The sequence below is a fragment of the Pseudomonas sp. PICF141 genome, assembly GCF_002286815.1.
Taxonomy (GTDB): domain Bacteria; phylum Pseudomonadota; class Gammaproteobacteria; order Pseudomonadales; family Pseudomonadaceae; genus Aquipseudomonas.
Window position 1 is genome coordinate 21786 of record NZ_MUNM01000038.1, and the last position, 21676, is coordinate 43461.

Annotated in this window: 21 protein-coding genes; 10 read left to right on the top strand and 11 right to left on the bottom strand. The window is 60.1% G+C overall.

Going from position 1 to position 21676, the window contains the following annotated elements; all coding sequences use genetic code 11:
* Positions 1 to 7 precede the first annotated feature (7 nt).
* Positions 8 to 1816 (bottom strand): monovalent cation:proton antiporter-2 (CPA2) family protein, encoded by a 1809-nt coding sequence (locus BZL43_RS09355; RefSeq protein ID WP_095632051.1) that lies wholly within the window; start codon positions 1814 to 1816, stop codon positions 8 to 10.
* 246 nt (positions 1817 to 2062) lie between these two features.
* On the opposite strand from BZL43_RS09355, the gene BZL43_RS09360 reads away from it, so the two are divergent.
* A complete protein-coding gene (locus BZL43_RS09360; protein WP_095632052.1) occupies positions 2063 to 2527 on the top strand; it encodes a hypothetical protein in 465 nt (154 codons plus the stop codon).
* Positions 2528 to 2532: 5 nt separating this feature from the next.
* Here BZL43_RS09360 and BZL43_RS09365 read toward each other — a convergent pair whose 3' ends face one another.
* Positions 2533 to 3606, bottom strand: a complete 1074-nt coding sequence (locus tag BZL43_RS09365; RefSeq protein ID WP_095632053.1) for a sensor domain-containing diguanylate cyclase — start codon at positions 3604 to 3606, stop codon at positions 2533 to 2535.
* Positions 3607 to 3771: 165 nt separating this feature from the next.
* On the opposite strand from BZL43_RS09365, the gene BZL43_RS09370 reads away from it, so the two are divergent.
* Positions 3772 to 4110 (top strand): FKBP-type peptidyl-prolyl cis-trans isomerase, encoded by a 339-nt coding sequence (locus BZL43_RS09370; protein WP_095632054.1) that lies wholly within the window; start codon positions 3772 to 3774, stop codon positions 4108 to 4110.
* 370 nt (positions 4111 to 4480) lie between these two features.
* Positions 4481 to 5401 carry a CDF family Co(II)/Ni(II) efflux transporter DmeF gene (gene dmeF / locus BZL43_RS09375; RefSeq protein ID WP_095632070.1) on the top strand — a complete coding sequence of 307 codons (921 nt, stop codon included), beginning with the start codon at positions 4481 to 4483 and terminating at the stop codon, positions 5399 to 5401.
* Between the two features lie 8 nt (positions 5402 to 5409).
* On the opposite strand, the gene BZL43_RS09380 is transcribed toward dmeF, so the two are convergent.
* Positions 5410 to 6531, bottom strand: coding sequence for a cytochrome P450 (locus BZL43_RS09380; RefSeq protein WP_095632055.1), 1122 nt, complete (start codon positions 6529 to 6531; stop codon positions 5410 to 5412).
* An 80-nt stretch (positions 6532 to 6611) separates the two neighbouring features.
* Between BZL43_RS09380 and BZL43_RS09385 the strand changes: the two genes are divergently transcribed.
* Complete coding sequence (locus tag BZL43_RS09385; protein ID WP_095632056.1) at positions 6612 to 7376, top strand: helix-turn-helix transcriptional regulator; 765 nt, start codon at positions 6612 to 6614, stop codon at positions 7374 to 7376.
* Here BZL43_RS09385 and BZL43_RS09390 read toward each other — a convergent pair.
* The gene (locus BZL43_RS09390; RefSeq protein ID WP_095632057.1) at positions 7373 to 7981 is read right to left on the bottom strand and encodes a LysE family translocator; all 609 of its coding nucleotides are present in this window, start codon (positions 7979 to 7981) and stop codon (positions 7373 to 7375) included. The two genes, BZL43_RS09385 and BZL43_RS09390, sit on opposite strands and share 4 nt — an antisense overlap.
* A gap of 104 nt (positions 7982 to 8085) precedes the next feature.
* Between BZL43_RS09390 and BZL43_RS09395 the strand changes: the two genes are divergently transcribed.
* Positions 8086 to 9012, top strand: a complete 927-nt coding sequence (locus tag BZL43_RS09395) for a LysR substrate-binding domain-containing protein (RefSeq protein WP_095632058.1) — start codon at positions 8086 to 8088, stop codon at positions 9010 to 9012.
* Here BZL43_RS09395 and BZL43_RS09400 read toward each other — a convergent pair.
* From BZL43_RS09400 to BZL43_RS09430, 6 genes are all read right to left on the bottom strand, one after another.
* Entirely contained in the window at positions 9002 to 9343 is a 342-nt protein-coding gene (locus tag BZL43_RS09400) for a hypothetical protein (RefSeq protein WP_095632059.1), read from the bottom strand. The two genes, BZL43_RS09395 and BZL43_RS09400, sit on opposite strands and share 11 nt — an antisense overlap.
* A 130-nt stretch (positions 9344 to 9473) precedes the next feature.
* On the bottom strand, positions 9474 to 10493 hold the full coding sequence (locus BZL43_RS09405; protein WP_095632060.1) for a branched-chain amino acid aminotransferase: 1020 nt from the start codon (positions 10491 to 10493) through the stop codon (positions 9474 to 9476).
* 236 nt (positions 10494 to 10729) lie between these two features.
* Entirely contained in the window at positions 10730 to 12112 is a 1383-nt protein-coding gene (lpdA, locus tag BZL43_RS09415; RefSeq protein ID WP_095632062.1) for a dihydrolipoyl dehydrogenase, read from the bottom strand.
* 3 nt (positions 12113 to 12115) lie between these two features.
* The gene (locus BZL43_RS09420) at positions 12116 to 13384 is read right to left on the bottom strand and encodes a dihydrolipoamide acetyltransferase family protein (RefSeq protein WP_095632063.1); all 1269 of its coding nucleotides are present in this window, start codon (positions 13382 to 13384) and stop codon (positions 12116 to 12118) included.
* Positions 13385 to 14443: an alpha-ketoacid dehydrogenase subunit beta gene (locus BZL43_RS09425; RefSeq protein ID WP_007895121.1), complete on the bottom strand. Its 1059-nt coding sequence runs from the start codon at positions 14441 to 14443 to the stop codon at positions 13385 to 13387.
* A 1-nt stretch (position 14444) separates the two neighbouring features.
* Positions 14445 to 15680 carry a 3-methyl-2-oxobutanoate dehydrogenase (2-methylpropanoyl-transferring) subunit alpha gene (locus tag BZL43_RS09430; protein ID WP_095632064.1) on the bottom strand — a complete coding sequence of 412 codons (1236 nt, stop codon included), beginning with the start codon at positions 15678 to 15680 and terminating at the stop codon, positions 14445 to 14447.
* Positions 15681 to 15865: 185 nt separating this feature from the next.
* Between BZL43_RS09430 and bkdR the strand changes: the two genes are divergently transcribed.
* Complete coding sequence (bkdR, locus tag BZL43_RS09435; protein ID WP_017339472.1) at positions 15866 to 16354, top strand: Bkd operon transcriptional regulator BkdR; 489 nt, start codon at positions 15866 to 15868, stop codon at positions 16352 to 16354.
* A 118-nt stretch (positions 16355 to 16472) separates the two neighbouring features.
* Here bkdR and BZL43_RS09440 read toward each other — a convergent pair whose 3' ends face one another.
* A complete protein-coding gene (locus BZL43_RS09440) occupies positions 16473 to 17336 on the bottom strand; it encodes an MBL fold metallo-hydrolase (RefSeq protein ID WP_095632065.1) in 864 nt (287 codons plus the stop codon).
* Between the two features lie 104 nt (positions 17337 to 17440).
* Here BZL43_RS09440 and BZL43_RS09445 point away from each other — a divergent pair, with 104 nt between their 5' ends.
* The 4 genes from BZL43_RS09445 (at position 17441) to BZL43_RS09460 (ending at position 21459) form a co-directional block, all read left to right on the top strand.
* The gene (locus BZL43_RS09445; protein ID WP_026331709.1) at positions 17441 to 17776 is read left to right on the top strand and encodes a helix-turn-helix transcriptional regulator; all 336 of its coding nucleotides are present in this window, start codon (positions 17441 to 17443) and stop codon (positions 17774 to 17776) included.
* Positions 17777 to 18004: 228 nt separating this feature from the next.
* Positions 18005 to 19249, top strand: a complete 1245-nt coding sequence (locus BZL43_RS09450) for an FAD/NAD(P)-binding oxidoreductase (RefSeq protein ID WP_095632066.1) — start codon at positions 18005 to 18007, stop codon at positions 19247 to 19249.
* Positions 19250 to 19258: 9 nt separating this feature from the next.
* The gene (locus tag BZL43_RS09455; RefSeq protein ID WP_095632067.1) at positions 19259 to 20065 is read left to right on the top strand and encodes a sulfite exporter TauE/SafE family protein; all 807 of its coding nucleotides are present in this window, start codon (positions 19259 to 19261) and stop codon (positions 20063 to 20065) included.
* A 209-nt stretch (positions 20066 to 20274) separates the two neighbouring features.
* Positions 20275 to 21459, top strand: a complete 1185-nt coding sequence (locus BZL43_RS09460; RefSeq protein ID WP_095632068.1) for a porin — start codon at positions 20275 to 20277, stop codon at positions 21457 to 21459.
* Positions 21460 to 21676: the final 217 nt, after the last annotated feature.

The following is a 21676-nucleotide window of genomic DNA, read 5'->3' on the forward strand; positions in this document are numbered from 1 at the left end:
ATCTGGATCAAACCTTACCCGCTTCCTCTTCCAACTGATCCGACTCAAACAGTTTTGCCAATTCCGCCCGCGCTTCCTGGGCAGTCTGCATCACTTTGGCCGCATCGTCATACACCGCGTGCTGGGCCTCCAGCACCTGTTCATCGTGATGGGTAAAGCGCTTGATCCGCGCATCTGCCTGGGCCTGTGTCAGGCCCAGGCCGACCAGGGTCCGCCGGGTCATTTCCAGGCTGGAGTAATAAGTTTCCCGCACCGCCTGCGCCCCGACATCCACCAACCGGTGCACATGTTGACGGTTACGCGCCCGGGCGATGATTTTGATGTGCGGATAGAGCTTGTGCACCACCTCGGCCGTCTTGATGTTGGTCTCCGGATCATCGGTGGCGATCACGAAAAACTCCGCTTGCTCGACCTTGGCCGCGCTGAGGATTTCCGGGCGCATCGGGTCGCCGTAGAACACCGGCACGCCGCCGAAGCTGCGGGACAGTTCGATGGTTTCCACTGAGGTGTCGAGGGCGACGAACTTGATGTTCTGCGCCCGCAGAATCCGCGCCACGATCTGCCCCATACGGCCCATGCCGGCGATCACTACGCGCGGTGTATCGGTGTCGATTTCACGGAATTTTTCCGGCACCACCACCGGTTGAACCTTGGGTTTGACCAGTCGTGCGCAGGCCAGCAGCAACAGCGGCGTCAACGCCATCGACAGGGTGATGGTCAGCACCAGCAAGTCGTACAGACGCGGCTCGAACAAGCCCTGATCCCGACCGATCTTGAACACCACAAAGGCGAACTCACCACCGGCCGCCAGCACGATGCCGAGGCGAATCGCATTGACCTTGCCCAAACCTCCGGCCAATCGACCGACAACGAACAGCAGCGGCAACTTGATAGCGATCAGCAACAGGGTCAGCCCCAGCACCACGACCGGCGCACTGAGCAGCAAACTCAAATTGGCGCCCATGCCGACGCTGATGAAAAACAGCCCCAGCAGCAGGCCCTTGAACGGTTCGATCTGCGCCTCCAGCTCGTGGCGGTATTCGGAATCCGCCAGCAGCAAACCGGCGAGGAATGCGCCGAGGGCCATGGACACGCCGACCAGGTCCATCAACCACGCTGTACCAATCACCACCAGCAATGCGGTGGCGGTGGACACCTCCGGCAGACCGGTTTTGGCCACCACGCGAAACACCGGTCGCAGCAAGTACCGTCCGCCAATCACCACCACCGCGATACTGCCCAGTACCCGCAAGCCATGGTTCAAATCTTCGGCGGCACTGCTGGTGTGATCGCCGCCTGCCAGCAGCGGCACCATCGCAATCAGCGGGATCGCGGCGATGTCCTGGAACAGCAAAATCGCGAACGCCAACCGCCCATGGGGGCTGGTCAGTTCCTTGCGCTCGGCCAGGCTTTGCAAACCAAATGCGGTGGACGACAGCGCCAGGCCCAGACCTAACACGATGGCACTGTTCAGGGATTGGCCGAACACAAACAACGCCAGCACACCAATCACCGAACCGGTCAGCAACACCTGCGCCAGGCCCACGCCGAACACCGATTTGCGCATCACCCACAAGCGTCGTGGCGACAGCTCAAGGCCGATGATGAACAGCAGCAACACCACCCCGAGTTCGGAAATGTGGCTGACGCTTTGCGGGTTACCGATCAACCCCAGCACCGACGGCCCGATGATCACTCCGGCGAACAGATAACCCAACACTGCCCCCAACTGCAGGCGCTTGGCCAAGGGGACGGTGAGTACCGCCGCGAATAAAAAGACGACAGCGGCTTGCAACAGGTTGCCTTCGTGGGGCATGTGAAACTCCAAAAACTCGATACGGCGGGAGCGCACAGAATAAAGGCTGGAGCCGGATGCGTCAGCTATGAACGTACAACGTTATTAGCTGACACACCGTTATAGCGAGCAGGCTGAACTGGCCTAATGATTTTTGGACACTACAAGCCGTTTGAAACATTCAGCCACGGCGGCCTGATTGATATTGTCCACCGTTCGAGTAAAACGCCTAGGGTATTTGATTGACTGGAAGTCAGGAGCGCCCCGTTGGAAAAGAAGCCCCTCTACCGCAAGATCAACACTCGTACCAGGGGTGTTCGGCTGAATGATTACTCGGGTGAGTACCGGTATCAGCGCCATACCAAAGCCGAAATCCATAGTGAGTCATCACGCGGTTCGATGCATGGAACCCGCCGGCACGGCCTGGATTACACACCGTTGTTCCGATTCCTGTTGTCTCACGTTGGTGGACAGTGGGATGAGGTTTTCAGCGAAGCGGTGGCTCGCCTGGATCGACCTGAGCCGGTGTTCTGGATGGTTGCCCTGCATGAAAAGGACAGGCAGGAGCAGGTTCGGCTGGGGGAGTCGAGCTATTTCAGCGGTTTGTATGTCGATGATCAGGGCTGTTTGCAGATCGTCAATCCTGAACTGACGGCTGAATACATGACCCCTTACTGCTCTTGTTGCACCCACACCTTTAACGGTGTTCCATTTGGCCAACGCAACGAGTGAATGGGTCAGTCGACCCGGCTAGGGCTCGCTACCTGACCGCCCAACCGATACTGATTATTCCCACTGCGCTTGGCCTCATACATCGCGAGATCGGCAATGTGAATCAACCGGTCCATGCTCGGCGCATGGTCCGGGAACACCGCCACACCCAGGCTGCTACCGATATGGCGCTGGTCGTTGCCGATAGTCACCGGCGGTGCGAGTTCGATGAAGATTTTCTGGCAGATGCTCCGGGCTTCGTCTTGCAGGCTGTTGCCTTGGGGAAGGCCTTGCAGAATGACCACGAATTCGTCGCCACCGATCCGCGCGACGGTGTCGGTTGAACGCAGGATTTTCTTCAGGCGTGTGGCGGTTGTGATCAGTACGCGGTCGCCGGCCGCATGGCCATAGAGGTCGTTGATCGCCTTGAACCCATTGAGGTCGACAAACACCAGTGCCACCCGCGTGGCGCTGAGACGGGCCTGTGCCAGGGCATCGGACAGGCGTTCTTCGAGCACCAGGCGATTGGGCAGGCCGGTGAGCGGGTCGTAATGGGCCAAGTGTTGCAGGTAACTGGCGGAGGCCTTTTCTTCGGTGATGTCGCGCACCACGCCCATCATCTTGATCGTGGCGTCATGGTCGTTCTTGACCACATTGCCGGTTTCCCGCAGCCAGCGGATGCTGCCATCCGGCCAGACCACGCGGTATTCCTCATCGTGGTTTTCACCAGTTTCCAGGCAACGCAATTCGCCGGCGCGGACCTTGCCCCGGTCGTCCGGGTGCACGCAGGCGCAAAACAGTGCGTAGGAGGGCGTCACTTCGCCGATCTTGAACCCGAACATGCCATAGATCGCGTCCGACCAGTAGAGCTTGTCAGTATCAACCTCCCAGTCCCAGGTGCCGATGCGGGCGAAGTACTGGCTGCGTTTGAAGCGTTCGGCGTCGCCTTCCTGGTGGATGCTTTGTCCCTCGGTGAGGCTGTCGATCAGCGCACGGCACTCGGCCAACTGCTTTTGCAACGAACGATCGCGCCAGATCAGCGCGATAATCAGGGTAACGGTCAGAGAGCCGATGGCAGCGCTGGTCCAGACGGAATTCATTCAGGAATCGCGATCATGGTGAATCGAACCGTAGGAGGAGGTGGCGGGTATATTAGTTCACCGCCACTGCCAGATACAGAGCGAAACGGTTGCCAACTGCCTGCATTTCTGGGAAAACGGCGCCCATGAAGCTTGTTCGGGCAGACGCACACTAGAGTGAATGTAATGAATGATGAACTGCAGATAATCGATCTTGAAGTGGGCGACGGCAAAGCCGCCGTCAAAGGCGCCCTGATCACTACTCAATATCGGGGTTGGCTGGAAGACGGTACTGAATTCGATTCTTCCTACAGCCGAGGAAAACCTTTTCAGTGTGTGATTGGTACCGGGCGGGTAATCAAGGGCTGGGATCAGGGAATCATGGGCATGCAGGTCGGCGGCAAACGCAAACTGCTGGTGCCGGCGCATCTGGCGTATGGCGAGCGGTCGATGGGCGCGATTACACCGAACTCGAACCTGATTTTCGAGATTGAATTGCTGGAAGTGCTGACGCGGGATGATTGATTGGCGCGTGGGCTGAAATGACAAGACCCGCTGTCTCTGTTAGGAGGCAGCGGGTTTTTGCTATCTGTGACGAGGGGGCTTGTTGTGGTGAGGGGGCTTGCTGTGGCGAGGGGGCTTGCCCCCGTTGGGTTGCGCAGCGACCCCAAAACCTGTGCATGCGGTGCATCAGGTAAATCTCCGCTCGCCAGTTTTGCGGCTGCTGCGCACCCGAACGGGGGCAAGCCCCCTCGCCACAGCGATGTCACTTGTTGCGGTAGCCGGAGTTTGCGTTGTTTGTCAGACTGCTATCGCGAGCAGGCTTGCTCCCACAGGAATTTGTGTCGATCACGAATGCTGTGTACGGGAAGACTTCGAAATGGAGGCCACCGCCATGACCCTGAAACCACAGGCTTCGCACTTTGCCCATGACCACGTGTTTCTAGGCGCCGCCCACGATGACAATGCCCGCCGCACGTTGTGGGTGGTGGCGCTGACGTTTGTGATGATGATTGGCGAAATTGCCGCCGGTTACATCACCGGCTCCATGGCACTGCTGGCGGACGGTTTTCATATGGCGACCCACGCCGGGGCCTTGGGCATTGCCGCGCTGGCTTACGGTTTTGCCAGGCGACATGCCAACAATTCGCGCTTCAGCTTCGGTACCGGCAAGGTCGGGGACTTGGCAGGATTTACTTCAGCCATCGTACTGGGCCTGGTGTCGCTCGGCATTGCCGGCGAATCCATCGTGCGACTGTTTCAGCCAACCACGGTGGCCTTCACCGAAGCGACGATGATTGCGGTGGTGGGGCTGGCAGTGAATATCGTCAGTGCGTTTCTGTTGTCGGGCAATCATGGACATCATGACCATGATCACAATCATGCCCACGCTCACCATCACGACAACAACCTGCGTTCGGCGTATCTACATGTACTGGCCGACGCGCTGACCTCGGTGCTGGCCATCGTGGCTTTGTTGGCCGGGCGCTACCTGGGCTGGGTCTGGCTCGATCCGGTAATGGGAATCGTCGGCGCCATCGTGATCGCGAAATGGGCCTATGGCTTGATGCGTGACAGCGCCGGCGTGTTACTCGACACCACCGATGAGCACGTCGCCGCCGAAATTCGTGCGCTGCTCGAGTCGACGGGCGATGTTCGCATCAGTGACCTTCACGTCTGGCACGTCGGCCCTCAGGCGCGGGCCGCGATTGTCAGCGTCGTGGCCGTGGCAGGTGTCAATGCCGACGCCATTCGCGAACGTCTGGCACCGGTTCATGAGTTGTCTCACCTGACGGTCGAGCATCGCCACGCTTGAGCTGTCCTTCAGGCAAAAAGCGGAATACGCCCGTTCAGGGAAGGGCGGTAGCGCCAAGTCAAACGGTCCAGCGCGGGTTTCAGGGTCAGGATTTTTCTCAGTGTCGCACTGGCAATGCTAATGGCCAGCACCTGTCCCGGACATTGATGCCGGCCCGCGCCGAACGTGAAGCTGCGACGGTTCGGGCGGTCGAGCAAAAACCCATCGGGATCATCATTGAGCTGCGGATCGCGATTGGCCGAGGCCAGTAGCACCAGAATAACGTCGCCGGCGTTCAGGCTCACGCCATCGATTTCACACGGCGCGGCGACGAAGCGGCGGGTGTTTTGCACTGACGGGTCGAAGCGCTGGACTTCAGCGATCAAGTCATCAACGATCACGTCATCAACTTGAGCCGAATCCAACTGTGGGTTTCGAATCAACGCCAGTAGCGCATTACCGATCAGCCCGGCAGTGGCTTCATAGGTCTGGGAGAACAATCCGATCAGGTTGGCGATCAAGCTTTCAGAATCGGTCGATGTCACCGCGAAACGCTGCCGGATACCGGCGAGCAAGGCGCTTCGATTGTTCGGGTCGTCCAGAAGCTCGATGAAATAACCCTTCAGCTGTTCCGCCGCGACATGGGCGGTGTCCAGCTGTGCCTGATCGCTGAGAGGCGACAGGCAGGCGACGAAGTCTGCGGTCAGCTCGCTGATGGCCCGGCCCTGAGCCGGAGAAAACCCCAGCAATGCCGCCACCACGCAGACCGGCCCGCGAAACATCGCCGCGTACAACCCGTCGGGGCCCGGGGTAATCAATCGAGCGCCGACCAACGCATTGACCTCATTCACGTCAATCAGCGCCAGCCCCGGCTCAATCGCCGCCCTCGGGCAGCGCTGCCGCTCGCCTTCATTCATCCGCATCAACTGACCGAACACCTTGCCGGCCATGCCTTGAGCAATCGCCTGGGGCACCGGTTCATGAGAGGGCCGCACATGACAGTCCGGATGCGCCAGTACGGCGGCGACGGCCTGAGCGCTGCTGGCGACCCACAGTTTCAGTCCTTGATGAAAAACCAGCCCACCCTCGGCGCGCAATTGCGCGTAATAAGGGTAAGGGTCGGCGTGAATCGCAGCGATGATCGGGTCCATGGGCGCAGCCTTATCGATGGTGGGAAAGTGTTGCTACTATCTCCAGTCCGAAAGGGGCTTGATTCGTCCGGGAGCGAAATATGAACGCAGAACAACACGACATCGGCGTCTCTCAAGTGGCTGCCGCCATCGCGGAACCTGCCCGAACGAAAATCCTCTGTTCGCTGATGGACGGCCACGCTCGCACCAGCACCGAACTGGCGGCGGTTGCCGAAGTCAGCGCCTCGACCGCCAGTGCTCATCTGGCCAAGCTCAAGGAACTGGCGCTGGTGCGTTTGCATGTTCAAGGGCGCCATCGCTATTACAGCCTCGCGGACAAGCGCGTGGCCCAGGCGCTGGAAGCGTTGATGGTGATCGGTCAGAACGCCGCGCCGACGTTCAACCCGCGCACCCCCGACCGCCTGCAATTCGCCCGCACCTGCTACGACCATATGGCCGGCACGTTGGCGGTGTTGTTGCATGACCGGATGATCGAAGCGGGGTGGTTGCTGGAAACCGATCAGCAGGTTTATCAACTGAGTGCCAGCGGCGTAGCGTCGTTCGAAGCATTGGGCATGGACGTCAAAAACCTCGGCACCTTGCGCCGCCGCTTCGCCTGTCCATGCCTGGACTGGAGCATGCGTCGGCCGCATCTGGGCGGCGCCTTGGGCGCGGCATTGCTGCAAACGGCAATCAAGCGCAAATGGGTGACGCAGGATCTGGACAGTCGGGCGCTGGCGTTGACGGCGCTGGGGCGCAAGGAACTCAGTAGTCGGTTCGCCATGGAGCTGCCGGTTCAGGCTGCGACAGCACAACCTGCGTCCACCGAGACCCGACGCCGCGCGATCGCCAGCCCTGTGGCTTAACGACTCGACGAGGCCATGAGCACGCCAAAGCCGGCGAAGGTCACGCCGGAGACTTTCGCCGCCAGCCAGGAACCCTTCGGGCTCGACAACCAGCCTTTGGCGGCATTGGCGAGCAAGGCATAGCTGCCATGCACCAGAATCACCAGTACTCCGTAGGAAGCGACCAGTTTGATGAACTGGGTGTAGAAATGCGCCGAGGTGTCGATGAATTGCGGGAACACCGCCAGAAAGAAAAACACCGCCTTGGGGTTCAATAGCTGCATTGAAGCCGCTTCAAGGAAGCGATAGCCAGGGCTTGAAGGGCGGGTTTCAAGCAACGTGCTCAAACGATCCGAGCGCCAGCTTTTGTAGCCCAGGTACAACAGATAGGCGGCCCCTGCGTATTTCAACGCGGTAAAGGCGTTCGCGGAGGTGCTGAGTATCAGGCCGACACTGGTGGCGCTGATGGCGGCGACGACAAACGCCCCCGACGCGATCCCCAGAATGCCCGGCACCGCCCCGGTCCAACCGTGTCGAACCGCGTTGGACAGCGTCAGGACTACGCCTGGCCCTGGGCTCAAAATGGTCAGGGTGGCGAAAAGTACAAAGAGTCCATAGCTGTTCATGTCGTGCTCCGTCGGTAGCGCTGGCTGCGTGTTGGCAGGTTGGCGTGATGAGACGAGCGTGACAAACGCTTTAATTAAAGCGCATAGGTGACTAAATTAGACCCATGAAAAATCAACTACCGCCGCTTAATGCTGTTCGCGCCTTTGCCGTTGCTGCTCGTCATCAGAGCTTCAGGCTGGCTGCCGAAGAGCTGCATGTCAGCCACAGTGCCGTCAGTCGGCACATCAAATTGCTTGAGGACTATTTGGGCGTGCTGCTGTTCGAGCGGCGCATCCGTCAATCGGTGCTGACGCCGGCCGGCCAACGCTTTTATGAACAGGTCAGCGCAGGGCTGTCGCAGATCGCCAATGCCGCGACTGCGCTCAAGCAACAGGCCGCGCTGCCGACCGTGAAAATCAATGTCCGTCCGTCTTTTGCTGTGCTTTGGCTGACGCCCAGGCTGGCGGATTTCATTGCGCTGCATCCGGACATCAAGCCGCAGGTGATCACTCAAACCCAGGCACCCGATCAGGCACGCGACGGATTCGATGTCGTCATTCGCCGGGGTCGTGACGACTGGGCTCCGGCGATTGAGGCTCGACCGCTCTTCGAAGACGAACTGTTACTGGTCGCGGCGCCCTCGCTGATCGAGCGTCTGCCCCTTGAAGACCTCACTTCGCTGAGCCGGCACACGTTACTGACCGCCAAGGCGCGTCGCGAAGACTGGCACCATTGGGCGATGCACTTTGGTCAAAGTCTGTCAGCCACTCAGGTCACCCGCCAGTTCGATCACATGCACCTGGTGCTTCAGGCCGCCGTGGAGGGGCAGGGCATTGCCTTGTGCCCGACCTCTTTGCTGGGCACCCATCTTTTGAGTGGGCAGTTGATCTGCCCATTGCCCGGTTTGCGTGTGCCGTTGCCGCGTTATTACTACGGTGTTGCGCCAGATGTGACGGCGCAGACACGGGTGTTTGTGGAATGGATGTTTGCCCGGATTGCTCAGGATGAGCTGCGTTGGCAAACACCTCGTGCGGTGACTGCTACGCCCTGAAGTCCCAGACTATTTCCACCACTCGTACTGCCAGGATCATGTAAACCAGAAACAGAATGATCTGGAACGCCGTGTGATACGGCAACCGGGACAGCCGACGCAGGCCGTCGCTGATATTGAGCAGCATCAGCACCGCTGACATCAGGATCAACCCCCAACCGGCGAGGCTCGAGGTGAGAACCCCCATGAACAAGTACTGATCGCTGTGCAACGCGTTGGTGCCCGCCGCGAACAGCAGGGCGCACACCAGCAGGTTCTTGATGTTGTCGAATACTTGCGCGGTGAAGTCGGTGTCCAGCAAGGCCAGATACTTTCGCCAGAGTTTTCCCATGGTTTTAATGACACCCGTTGATCACTATTGGACGTGGCAAGTTTACTGACCTTTTCCACGATTCGCGGACGAAAAAAAGCCCGGTCTTCAATGTGATGGCCGGGCTTTTATGTTCAAGCGGACAGTCGCGTCAAACTTTGACGATCCAGCCTGCTGGCGCTTCGACGTCGCCGGTCTGTACACCGGTCAGCTCTTTGTAGAGCTTCTGGGTGATCGGGCCGACTTCGGTTTCGCTGTGGAACACGTGCAGTTTGTCGTTGTAGCTGATGCCACCGATTGGCGTAATCACCGCGGCCGTACCGCAAGCACCGGCTTCCTTGAAGTCGGACAGTTTGTCGATGAACACGTCACCTTCGACCACTTCCAGGCCCAGACGGGTTTTGGCCAGTTCGATCAACGACAGACGAGTGATGCCCGGCAACACCGAAGGGGAATTGGGGGTGACGAACTTGTTGTCGTGGGTGATCCCGAAGAAGTTGGCCGAGCCGACTTCCTCGATTTTGGTGTGGGTCAGCGGGTCCAGGTAGATGGCGTCGGCAAAATGCGCCTTCTTGGCCTGGGAACCCGGCATCAGGCTGGCGGCATAGTTGCCACCGACCTTGGCCGCGCCGGTGCCTTGTGGGGCGGCGCGGTCGTAGCTGGAGATCAGGAAGTTGTGCGGGGTCAAACCGCCCTTGAAGTAGGCGCCGACCGGGATGCAGAAGATCGAGAAGATGAACTCGGGCGCAGTGCGCACACCGATGTTGTCACCCACGCCGATCACGAACGGACGCAGGTACAGCGCGCCGCCGGTGCCGTAAGGCGGGATGAAACGCTCGTTGGCGCGAACCACTTCCTTGCACGCTTCGATGAACTGCTCGGTGGATACCTGCGGCATCAGCAGGCGTGCGCAGCTGCGTTGCATGCGTGCGGCGTTCTGGTCCGGGCGGAACAGGTTGATCGAACCGTCCTTGCAGCGGTAGGCCTTCAGGCCTTCGAAGCACTGCTGGCCATAGTGAAGGGCAGTCGAGCCTTCGCTGATATGCAGCACGTTGTCTTCGGTCAGGGTGCCTTTGTCCCACTCGCCATTACGCCAGTGCGACAGATAGCGCTTGTCTGTCTTGATGTAGTCAAAACCCAGCTTGTCCCAATTGATGCTCTCGTTACCCATGACACCCTCTATCACTTAACAACCGCCGAAACGGTTCAAGGCTTCTGACATTTTTCTGGATGGGGACAACAATACTTCATTCCGGGCCCATTTCGCAGCCCGCAATTCGTTCCTTTGATCGTTCCCACGCTCTGCGTGGGAATGCAGCCCGGGACGCTCCGCGTCCCTAAAGCGGACGCGGAGCGTCCATTGAGGCATTCCCACGCAGAGCGTGGGAACGATCAGTGAGATCCGGTTTATAGATGTAGCGCATGCCCCAACGCACGCAACGCCGCTTCCTGCACCGCTTCACCCAGCGTCGGATGGGCGTGGATGGTGCCGGCGATGTCTTCCAGGCGAGCGCCCATTTCCAGGCTCTGGCCAAATGCTGTCGACAACTCCGACACGCCCACACCCACCGCCTGCCAACCAACAATCACATGGTTGTCCCGCCGCGCCACGACCCGCACGAAGCCGCTTCTCGACTCCAGCGTCATCGCCCGGCCATTGGCGGCGAACGGGAAGCTGGAAACTATGCAGTCCAGCCCCGACGCCTTGGCTTCGTCCGGGGTCTTGCCGACCACCACCAGTTCCGGGTCGGTGAAGCACACGGCGGCGATGGCGGTCGGGTTGAATTCGCGGTGTTTGCCGCTGATCAGCTCGGCGACCATCTCACCCTGAGCCATGGCCCGGTGCGCAAGCATCGGTTCGCCGCTCAAGTCGCCGATGGCGTAGACGTTGCGCATGCTGGTCTGGCAGCGGTTGTCGATCTTGATCGCTGAACCGTTCATGTCCAGGTTCAAGGCTTCAAGGTTCCAGCCTTGAGTGTTGGGTTTGCGACCGACGGCTACCAGTACCTGATCGGTTTTCAGGTTCAGGCTATCGCCGCTCGGGTCAATCACTTGCAATGTATTGTTAACAGAATCAAAGCCTTGAACGCTATGTTTCAAGTAAAGCTTCACATCCAGTTGCTTGAGTGCCTCATGCACTGGATGGGTCAGTTCAGCATCGTAGGCTGGCAGGATGCGATCCTGCGCCTCGACCACGCTGACCTCGGCGCCGAGTTTGCGATAGGCAATCCCCAGCTCCAGACCGATGTAACCGCCGCCGACCACAATCAGCCGTTTTGGCACGGACGTCGGCGCGAGGGCTTCGGTGGAAGAGATGATCGGCCCGCCAATCGGCAGCATCGGCAGGTTCACGCTTTTCGAACCGGTGGCCAGCACCAGGTGCTCACACTGAATGCGCGTGTCGCCGACTTCGACGGTTTTGCCGTCAATCACTTTGGCCCAGCCTCGAATGACCTGAACCTTGTGCTTCTTCAGCAGCGCCGAAACGCCGGTGGTCAGGCGATCAACGATGCCGTCTTTCCAGTCGACGCTCTTGCCGATGTCCAGGGTCGGTGCCGACACGCTGATGCCCAGCGCCGAGTGCTGGCTGTGATGTTGCGTCTGATGGAACTGTTCGGCGACGTGAATCAACGCCTTCGACGGAATGCAGCCGATGTTCAGGCAGGTGCCGCCCAACGATTCGCCTTCCACCAGAATGGTCGAAATGCCCAGTTGGCCGGCACGGATTGCCGTCACATAACCGCCAGGGCCGCCGCCGATGATCAGCAGCGTGGTGTTCAAAGTCTGCATCTCTTACTCCACAAACAAGGTGGCGGGTTGTTCGAGCAAACCACGGATGGCCTGGATGAATTGCGCCGCGTCCATGCCATCGACCACGCGGTGATCGAAGGAGCTGGAGAGGTTCATCATCTTGCGAATCACGATCTGGCCTTTGACGACCATCGGCCGTTCGACGATTTTGTTCACACCGACGATCGCCACTTCCGGCAGGTTCAACACCGGCGTACTGACGATGCCGCCCAGGGCGCCGAGGCTGGTCAGGGTGATGGTCGAACCGGACAACTCATCGCGACTGGCCTTGCCAGTGCGCGCGGCGGTGGCCAGACGGGAGATTTCCGCAGCGCTGTCCCACAGGCTGCGGGTTTCGGCATGACGCACCACCGGCACCATCAAACCGATGTCGGCTTGGGTGGCGACGCCCACATGCACGGCGCCGAGGCGGGTGATGACTTGGGCTTCGTCGTCGTAACGGGCGTTGATCTGCGGGAAGTCGCGCAAGGCCACGACCAACGCGCGGACCAGGAACGGCAGCAAGGTCAGCTTGCCGCGAGTCGCACCGTGTTTTTCATTCAGGTGTGCGCGCAGTTCTTCCACGGCGGTGACGTCGATTTCTTCGACGTAACTGAAGTGGGCGGCACGCTGAGTGGCATCCTGCATGCGCTGGGCGATCTTGCGGCGCATGCCGATTACCGGAATTTGCTCTTCTTCGTTACGCTGGGCGTACGCGGCGGTGGCGGTCGATGCATTCGACTGACCCTGGGCCAAATAGGCTTCGAGGTCTTCGTGCAGAATCCGACCGGCAGGGCCGCTGCCACGCACCAGACGCAATTGAATGCCGAGGTCCAGCGCATGTTTGCGCACGGCCGGGGAGGCCAGTGGGCGTTCATCGGCTTCACGAGCAACCATAGGGCCTTGGCACGCGGCGGCCGGGCGAGGCGCCGCAACCGGTTTGCTCTCAACAACGGCTTCAACTTTCGGCGCTGCAGCGGGTGCTTCTTTAACCGCAGCTGGTTGAGCTGACTCTTTAACGTTGCCCGCGCCTTCGACTTCGATGCTGATCAGGATGCTGCCCACCGCCATGACTTCGCCAGGCTGGCCACCCAAGGCAATCACCTTGCCATGCACCGGGGACGGGATGTCGACCATCGCCTTGTCGGTCATGACATCGGCCAGCACCTGATCTTCGACGACCATGTCACCGACCTTGACGTGCCACTGAGACAGTTCAACTTCTGCAATGCCTTCGCCAATGTCCGGCATTTTAATAACGTGCGTGCCCATTCAGACCTCCATGACCCGATGCAAAGCCGCGCCCACACGGGACGGCCCAGGGAAATACGCCCACTCTTGCGCGTGCGGGTAAGGTGTGTCCCAACCGGTGACGCGCTCGATCGGCGCTTCCAGGTAGTGGAAGCAATGCTCTTGCACCAGGGCGACCAGTTCGGCGCCGAAGCCGCAAGTACGGGTCGCTTCGTGAACGATCACGCAACGGCCGGTTTTCTTCACCGACTTGACGATGGTGTCCAGGTCCAATGGCCACAGGCTGCGCAGGTCGATGACCTCGGCGTCGATACCGGTTTCTTCAGCGGCCACTTGCGACACATAAACGGTGGTGCCGTAGGTCAGGATGGTCACGTCCTTGCCCGGACGGGCAATGGCAGCGACGTCCAGCGGCACGGTGTAGTAACCGTCCGGCACTTGTGCGGCGGGGTGTTTCGACCACGGGGTTACCGGACGGTCGTGATGGCCGTCGAACGGGCCGTTGTACAGGCGCTTGGGCTCAAGAAAGATCACCGGGTCATCGTTTTCGATAGAGGCAATCAGCAGGCCCTTGGCGTCGTAAGGGTTGGACGGCATGACGGTACGCAAACCGCAGACCTGAGTGAACATCGCCTCGATGCTCTGGCTGTGGGTCTGGCCGCCATAGATACCACCGCCGCAGGGCATGCGCAGGGTCATCGGTGCAGTGAACTCGCCGGCCGAGCGATAACGCAGGCGCGCGGCTTCGGAAATGATCTGGTCCGACGCCGGGTACACGTAATCGGCGAACTGGATCTCGGCCACCGGCCGCAAACCGTAGGCGCCCATGCCCACGGCGACGCCGACGATGCCGCTTTCGGAGATCGGTGCATCAAATACGCGGGAGGTGCCGTACTTGTTCTGCAGGCCTTCGGTGCAACGGAACACGCCGCCGAAGTAGCCCACGTCCTGGCCGAACACCACGACGTTGTCGTCACGCTCAAGCATCACATCCATGGCCGAGCGCAGGGCCTGGATCATGGTCATGGTGGTCGTGGTCATGGCGGTTTCCAACTCGATTTTGTTGTTGTGATCGTTCATGTCAGATCCCCAACTCTTGGCGCTGGCGCTTCAAGTGCTCCGGCATCTCTTTGTAGACGTCTTCGAACATGGTCGCGGCGCTCGGAATCTGGCCGCCGGCGAGGGTGCCGTACTGTTCGGCTTCTTTTTGCGCGGCAATCACTTCGGCTTCCAGCTCGGCGCTGACCGCGGTGTGTTCCTCTTCAGACCACTGACCGATTTTGATCAGGTGCTGCTTGAGACGCGCAATCGGGTCGCCCAACGGGAAGTGGCTCCAGTCGTCGGCAGGACGGTATTTGGACGGATCATCGGACGTCGAGTGCGGGCCGGCGCGGTAGGTGACCCATTCGATCATGGTCGGGCCGAGGTTGCGGCGGGCGCGTTCGGCGGCCCAGGAAGAGGCGGCGTACACCGCGACAAAATCGTTGCCATCGACCCGCAGGGAAGCAATGCCGCAACCGACACCGCGACCGGCGAAAGTGGTGGCTTCACCACCGGCGATCGCCTGGAACGTCGAGATCGCCCACTGATTGTTGACCACGTTGAGAATCACCGGCGCACGGTAGACGTGGGCGAAGGTGAGGGCCGTGTGGAAGTCCGATTCAGCGGTAGCGCCGTCGCCAATCCAGGCCGAGGCGATTTTGGTATCGCCCTTGATCGCCGAGGCCATGCCCCAGCCCACGCCCTGAACGAATTGGGTGGCCAGGTTGCCGGAGATGGTGAAGAAGCCGGCGTCCTTGACCGAGTACATGATCGGCAACTGACGGCCCTTGAGCGGGTCGCGCTCGTTGGACAGCAGTTGGCAGATCAGGTCCACCAGCGGCACGTCGCGGGCCATCAGGATGCTTTGTTGACGGTAGGTGGGGAAGCACATGTCGTCGATGTTCAAGGCCAGGGCCTGGGCGCTGCCGATGGCTTCTTCGCCAAGGCTTTGCATGTAGAACGACATTTTTTTCTGACGCTGGGCGACCACCATGCGGTTGTCGAAAATTCGCGTCTTGAGCATGGCGCGCATGCCTTTACGCAGGATCTCGACCGGCACGCCTTCAGCCCATGGGCCGAGGGCATTGCCCTGATCGTCGAGCACGCGAATCAGGCCTTTGGCCAGATCAGCCGTGTCGGCCGGTTCAACGTCGATTGGGGGTTTGTGCACTAAGCCTGCGTCAGTCAGATGCAGGTAGGAGAAGTCGGTTTTGCAGCCGGGGCGGCCCGAAGGTTCGGGAACGTGCAGGCGCAGCGGTTCATACGCTTGGTTCATGGCTTCTACGCTCGATCTTGTGAATTTCTTGTAGTGAGCTGGCAGTCATTCTTCGGTAAAAGAATTCTTGTCCTACAACAATCATAGGCCGGGCCCAGAAGAATATTTCTCTGTGTTTCGTTGCGTCCGAGGTTATTTAAGGATAAAAATTCTACATAAACCTAAAAAACAGGTGGTTTTGTCTCATGCGCAAACTGGACCGTACCGACATCGGCATTCTCAACAGCCTTCAGGAGAACGCGCGCATCACCAACGCCGACCTCGCGCGCTCGGTTAACCTGTCGCCGACGCCGTGCTTCAACCGGGTCAAGGCGATGGAAGAATTGGGACTGATCCGTGAGCAAGTGACCCTGCTGGATGCCGACTTGCTGGGGCTGCATGTGAATGTGTTCATTCACGTCAGCCTGGAAAAACAGGTGGAGGAGGCGCTGCAGCATTTCGAAGAGGCGATCTCGGATCGCCCGGAAGTGATGGAGTGTTATTTGATGGCCGGCGACCCGGATTACCTGATCCGCGTGCTGGTGCCGACCATTCAGTCGCTGGAGCGCTTCATGATGGACTTTTTGACCAAGGTGCCGGGGGTGGCGAACATCCGTTCCAGCTTTGCGCTCAAGCAGGTGCGGTATAAAACGGCGTTGCCATTGCCGGCGAATGGGTTGACGTTGGCTAATTGATCGTTCCCACGCTCCGCGTGGGAATGCATCCCGTGACGCTCTGCGTCACATTCGGAAGCGGAACGCGGAGCGTCCCTGGCGGCATTCCCACGCGGAGCGTGGGAACAATCGAATGGGTTTACAGCTTGTTAATCGGGATCTTCAGGTAAGTCACGCCATTGTCTTCCGCCGGCGGCAAATTCCCCGCCCGCACATTCACCTGAATCGCCGGCAGCAACAGCGTCGGCATGCCCAACCCGGCATCGCGCCGGGTGCGCATGGCGACGAAGGTGGCCTCATCAATGCCGTCATGAATATGGATATTGCTTTTGCGCTGCTCGCCAACCGTGCTCTGGCACTGGTGTTCGCGGCCGGCTGGCGGGTAATCGTGGCAGACATAAAGACGCACGCTGGCGGGGAAGGCCAGCAGTTTGTGGATCGAGGCAAACATCTGGTTAGCATTGCCGCCCGGGAAGTCGCAGCGTGCGGTACCGACGTCCGGCATGAACAACGTATCGCCCACCAGAATCACATCGCCGTCGATCAGATAGGCCATGTCCGCCGGGGTATGCCCGGGCACATGCAGGGCCGTGGCCTTGAGATTGCCGATCCGGAATGACTCGTCCGGGGCAAACAAATGATCGAACTGTGAACCATCGACGCTGAATTCCGGTTCAAGGTTGAACAGCGTCTTGAACACGTCCTGAACCTTGCTGATCGACTCACCGATTGCAATCTTGCCCCCCAATTCCCGACGCAGATACGGCGCGGCCGACAGGTGATCGGCATGGGCGTGGGTTTCCAGCAGCCACTGCACCTGTAACTGATGGTCGCGCACGAAGGCGATGATTTTGTCGGCCTGGACGGTTGCGGTGCGACCGGCGGCGGGGTCGTAATCCAGCACCGGGTCGACAATCGCGCAGTGCCCGCCATCGTGTTCGTAGATCACGTAGCTGTAGGTCGATGAGGCGGGGTCGAGGAAGGCTTCAATCAACGCAAACATGGCAGGAACCTGTGGAAAGGGGACGGGAGGGCAATAACCGGTTGCAACACTTTATGTTTAAACATAATGTCCGCAGCTTAAGTGACGTCGAAGGCATCCTGCAAATGCAATCCAGTCTGACCGAATGTGAAGTCGCCCAGCTCCGGGCCTCGGCCTCCAAGGCCTGTGCGCTGCTCAAGGCTTTGGCCAATGAGGACCGCTTGCTGATTCTCTGCCAATTGACCCAGGGCGAGCGCAACGTCGGCGAACTGGAAAAAATGACCGGCGTGCGCCAGCCCACCCTGTCCCAACAGCTGGGCATCCTGCGCGACGAGGGATTGGTCGCCACCCGTCGTGAAGGCAAGTACATATTCTATGGTTTAGCCAGTCATGAAGTGATTCAGGTAATGAAGACGCTGTCCGGCCTGTATTGCGGGGCGGTGCTGAAAAGCTGGGGCTGAACCTGATAGCCGTAATGCGATCCGTAGCAGCTGTCGAGCCCTGGCGAGGCTGCGTTCGGCTGCGAAGCAGTCGTGAAACCGGCTAATGCGGTCTGCCGGACATACCGCAATCTCTGATTTACGACTGCTTCGCAGCCGAACGCAGCCTCGCTGGGGCTCGACAGCTGCTACAGCCAGCTGCTACGGGACTGAACCCTGAGCCATGCGTGCAATAACAAGGAATGAATGATGAACGATCAACACTGGGGCCCATCCATCAGTGCCGACATCGTGGTAATAGGCGGCGGGACTGCTGGCATTGGCCTGGTGGCCAGCCTGCTGAAACGCGATCCAGGCTTGAACATCACCGTCATCGAACCCGACAGCCAGCATTACTACCAACCGGCGTGGACGCTGGTGGGCGGCGGTGCTTATGCGGTGAAAAACACCGTGCGCCCGATGGCCTCGGTGATGCCGCGCCAAGCCACCTGGCTGCAGGCAGCCGTGACGGAGATCGCTCCAGACAGCAAACAGCTGACCCTCGACGATGGTCGCACTGTCGGTTACCAGAACCTCGTGGTCTGCCCCGGTTTGCGCCTGGCCTGGGAGAAAATCGCAGGCTTGCAGGACACCCTCGGCCAGAATGGCGTGACCTCCAATTACAGCTATCGGCATGCGGCCTACACCTGGGAACTGGTCCGGGAATTGCGCGGCGGCAAAGCCATCTTCACTCAGCCAGCGGTGCCGATCAAATGCGCCGGTGCGCCGCAGAAAGCCTTGTACTTGTCTTGCGATCACTGGCGCAAAACCGGTGTTTTGGGCAAGTTCGACGTGGAGTTCAATCTGGCCGGTGCTGCGTTGTTCGGCGTGGCGACATTTGTGCCGCCGCTCATGAAGTACATCGAAAAGTACAACGCCCGGCTCGCCTTCAATTCCAATCTGATCAAAGTTCACGGGCCATCGAAAACCGCCTGGTTCGAGGTCAAGGACGCTGCAGGTGCCGTGACCGTAGAAGAAAAAACCTTCGACCTGCTGCATGTCGTGCCGCCTCAGGTCTCGCCGGATTTCATCCGCCAAAGCCCGTTGGCCGACGCCGCTGGCTGGTGCGAAGTGAACCCGCACAGCCTGCAACATGTGCACTATCCGGATGTCTTCGCGCTGGGCGATGTCTGTTCCACCAGCAACGCGAAAACGGCCGCCGCCGTGCGCAAGCAGATCGTGGTGGTGGCGCAAAACCTGCTGGCCCTGCGCAAGCAACAGCCGTTGCCGCTCAAGTACGACGGCTACGGTTCGTGCCCGCTGACGGTGGAAAAGGGCAAAGTGATTCTCGCCGAGTTCGGTTACGCCGGTAAGTTGTTGCCGACCTTTCCCCTCGACCCGATCATACCGCGTCGTTCGGCCTGGTTTCTCAAGGCGACCCTGCTGCCGTGGTTCTACTGGAATGGCCTGCTCAAGGGCCGTGAATGGCTGACCCGTCTGTCCAAGGTTGACTGAGAGAACCCTATGTTGCTGGCCAGTTTTTTCGGCGTTGTCATGGGCCTGGTGCTGGGTTTGACCGGGGCCGGTGGCGGTATTCTTGCGGTGCCGGCCCTGGTGCTGGGTTTGGGTTTGACCATGACCCAAGCGGCGCCCGTCGCCTTGTTCGCGGTAGGCAGTGCGGCGGCGATCGGTGCGATCGACGGTTTGCGCCATGGCCTGGTGCGCTATCGCGCCGCGTTGTTGATTGCACTGCTGGGCGCGGTGTTTTCGCCGGTGGGTATCTTTTTCGCCCATCAGTTGCCTGAAAAAATCTTGATGGTCCTGTTCAGCCTGCTGATGGTCATGGTGGCCTGGCGGATGCTGCGCCGGGAAAAGCCCGATGATGGCCCGAGCGACCACGGACATGCCAACTGGGGCCAGAAGAATTGCATGCTCGATCAGCAGACCGGGCGTTTTTCCTGGACTGCCAAATGCACCGCGACCCTGGCCGCACTCGGTGCGGTGACAGGTGTGGTCTCCGGGCTGCTCGGGGTCGGTGGCGGCTTTCTGATAGTGCCGGCGTTCAAGCAACTGACCGATGTGCAGATGCGCGGCATCGTCGCCACGTCGTTGATGGTGATCAGCCTGATCTCGGTGATCGGCGTGATCGGTGCGTTTCATGCCGGGGTGCGGATCGATGGTTTGGGCGGGTCGTTCATTGTCGCCAGCATCCTCGGGATGATCCTCGGTCGAAAACTCTGCGCGCGGGTGCCGGCCCGAGGGTTGCAGATGGGCTTTGCCAGCGTCTGCGTGGTAATCGCCGTTTACATGCTGTTTAGAGCGCTCGCCTAGCCGGCACCGGTTCCTGTGGACGCCAGTCGGGTCCACAGGCGTACACCCTAAGTTCCGGGCCTGTCCGGCGGGCGGTCTTACACCGAACTTGCCGCGCACCACTCGCCAATCCAAAGCAGCTGACAACCGCCTCCAAGGCAGCGTATGACGCCGCCGGTCAGCTTTCGATAATCGCCTCCGACATCAAGTCCCCCGTTGCGGAGCGCGTCATGCACAACAATAAGAATTTCAAGCATCGTTTCTTGCCAGCCCTCATCGCCAGCGTGTCGTCCCTTGGCCTGAGCTCAATGGCCGAAGCCGAGATCATGCTGTACGACAAGGACCAGACCACGTTCTCCACGGATGGCTACATCAACGCCTTCTATGTGAACAGCGATGTGGACCGGGCCGGCGAGCAGTACGACCGGCGCCAGGCGCGGGTGAAGATGGGATTTCTGCCCAACTACCTGGGCTTCAACATGGGCAAGCAGGTCGATGATCTTAAACTCGGCGCCCGCGCCTCGTTCTGGGTGACCATCAACGACAGCGAAACCAACGGCACCGACACCGCCATCGACGTGCGTCAGTTCTACGGCACGGTGGCCAACCCAGAATGGGGCGAGGTGCTGGTCGGCAAGGACTTCGGTCTGTTTGCCCGCTCCAACATCCTGCTCGACGAATTGCTTGCCGGCTATGGCCAGGTCAGCGATACCTTGGGCCTGGTGGACGGCGGCGGGGTGTCGTTCGGCAACATCGGCAGCGGTTATCCGTACCCGTTCCCGACGTCGCAGATCACCTATCGCACCCCGGTGATGGACGGCTTGCGGGTGGCGGTCGGGATCATGGACCCGGTCGATACCAACGACAGCAGCGCGACGGGCAAGGCCTATCAGGAGAATCCGCGCACCGAGAGCGAGATCACCTATCAGTTCGACCTTGGTGGGGCGAAGATTTACAGCTGGCTCAACGGCAGCTACCAGACGTCGGACAATACCGATTCCAGCGTCGAATCCGTCACCTCCAAAGGCGTCGGTTACGGGGTGCAGGCGAAGATGGGCGGGCTGTCGTTGACCGGTTCCGGTTTCCAGGCCAAAGGCATCAACCCGTTCTTCACTAACAACGCCGGCGAGCCGACCCTGCGCAATGTCGACAGCGACGGTTACCTGTTGCAGGGCTCCTACAAACTGGGCAAAAACCGCCTGGCCCTGTCTTACGGCAAGACCGAGGACGACGGCAACGGCGTGGTCGGCAGCGGCGCTGATTACGAGACCCGTGGCATTGCGCTGTTCCATGACGTCAACGACAACCTGAAGCTGGTGGCCGAGTACAACCAGTTCGAAATCAATGGCCACGACACCACCGACCAGAATGAAGACACCGATACCTTTGCGGTGGGGGCGGTGTTGACCTGGTAACCGGCTGAACCACTGTGGCGTGGAAGCTTGCCTGTGTGCCAGGGCTGCCTATGTGCCAGGGGCTACCTGTGTGCCACGGGCTACCTGTGTGCCACGGGCTGCCTGTGGCGAGGGGGGGTGCCCCCCGTCGGGTGCGGAGCGCGCCCCCCCTCTGGGCGCGCCCCCCCCCCCCCCCGCGGGGCCGGTGTGCCGCGCCACCGGGGGGCACCCCCTCCCC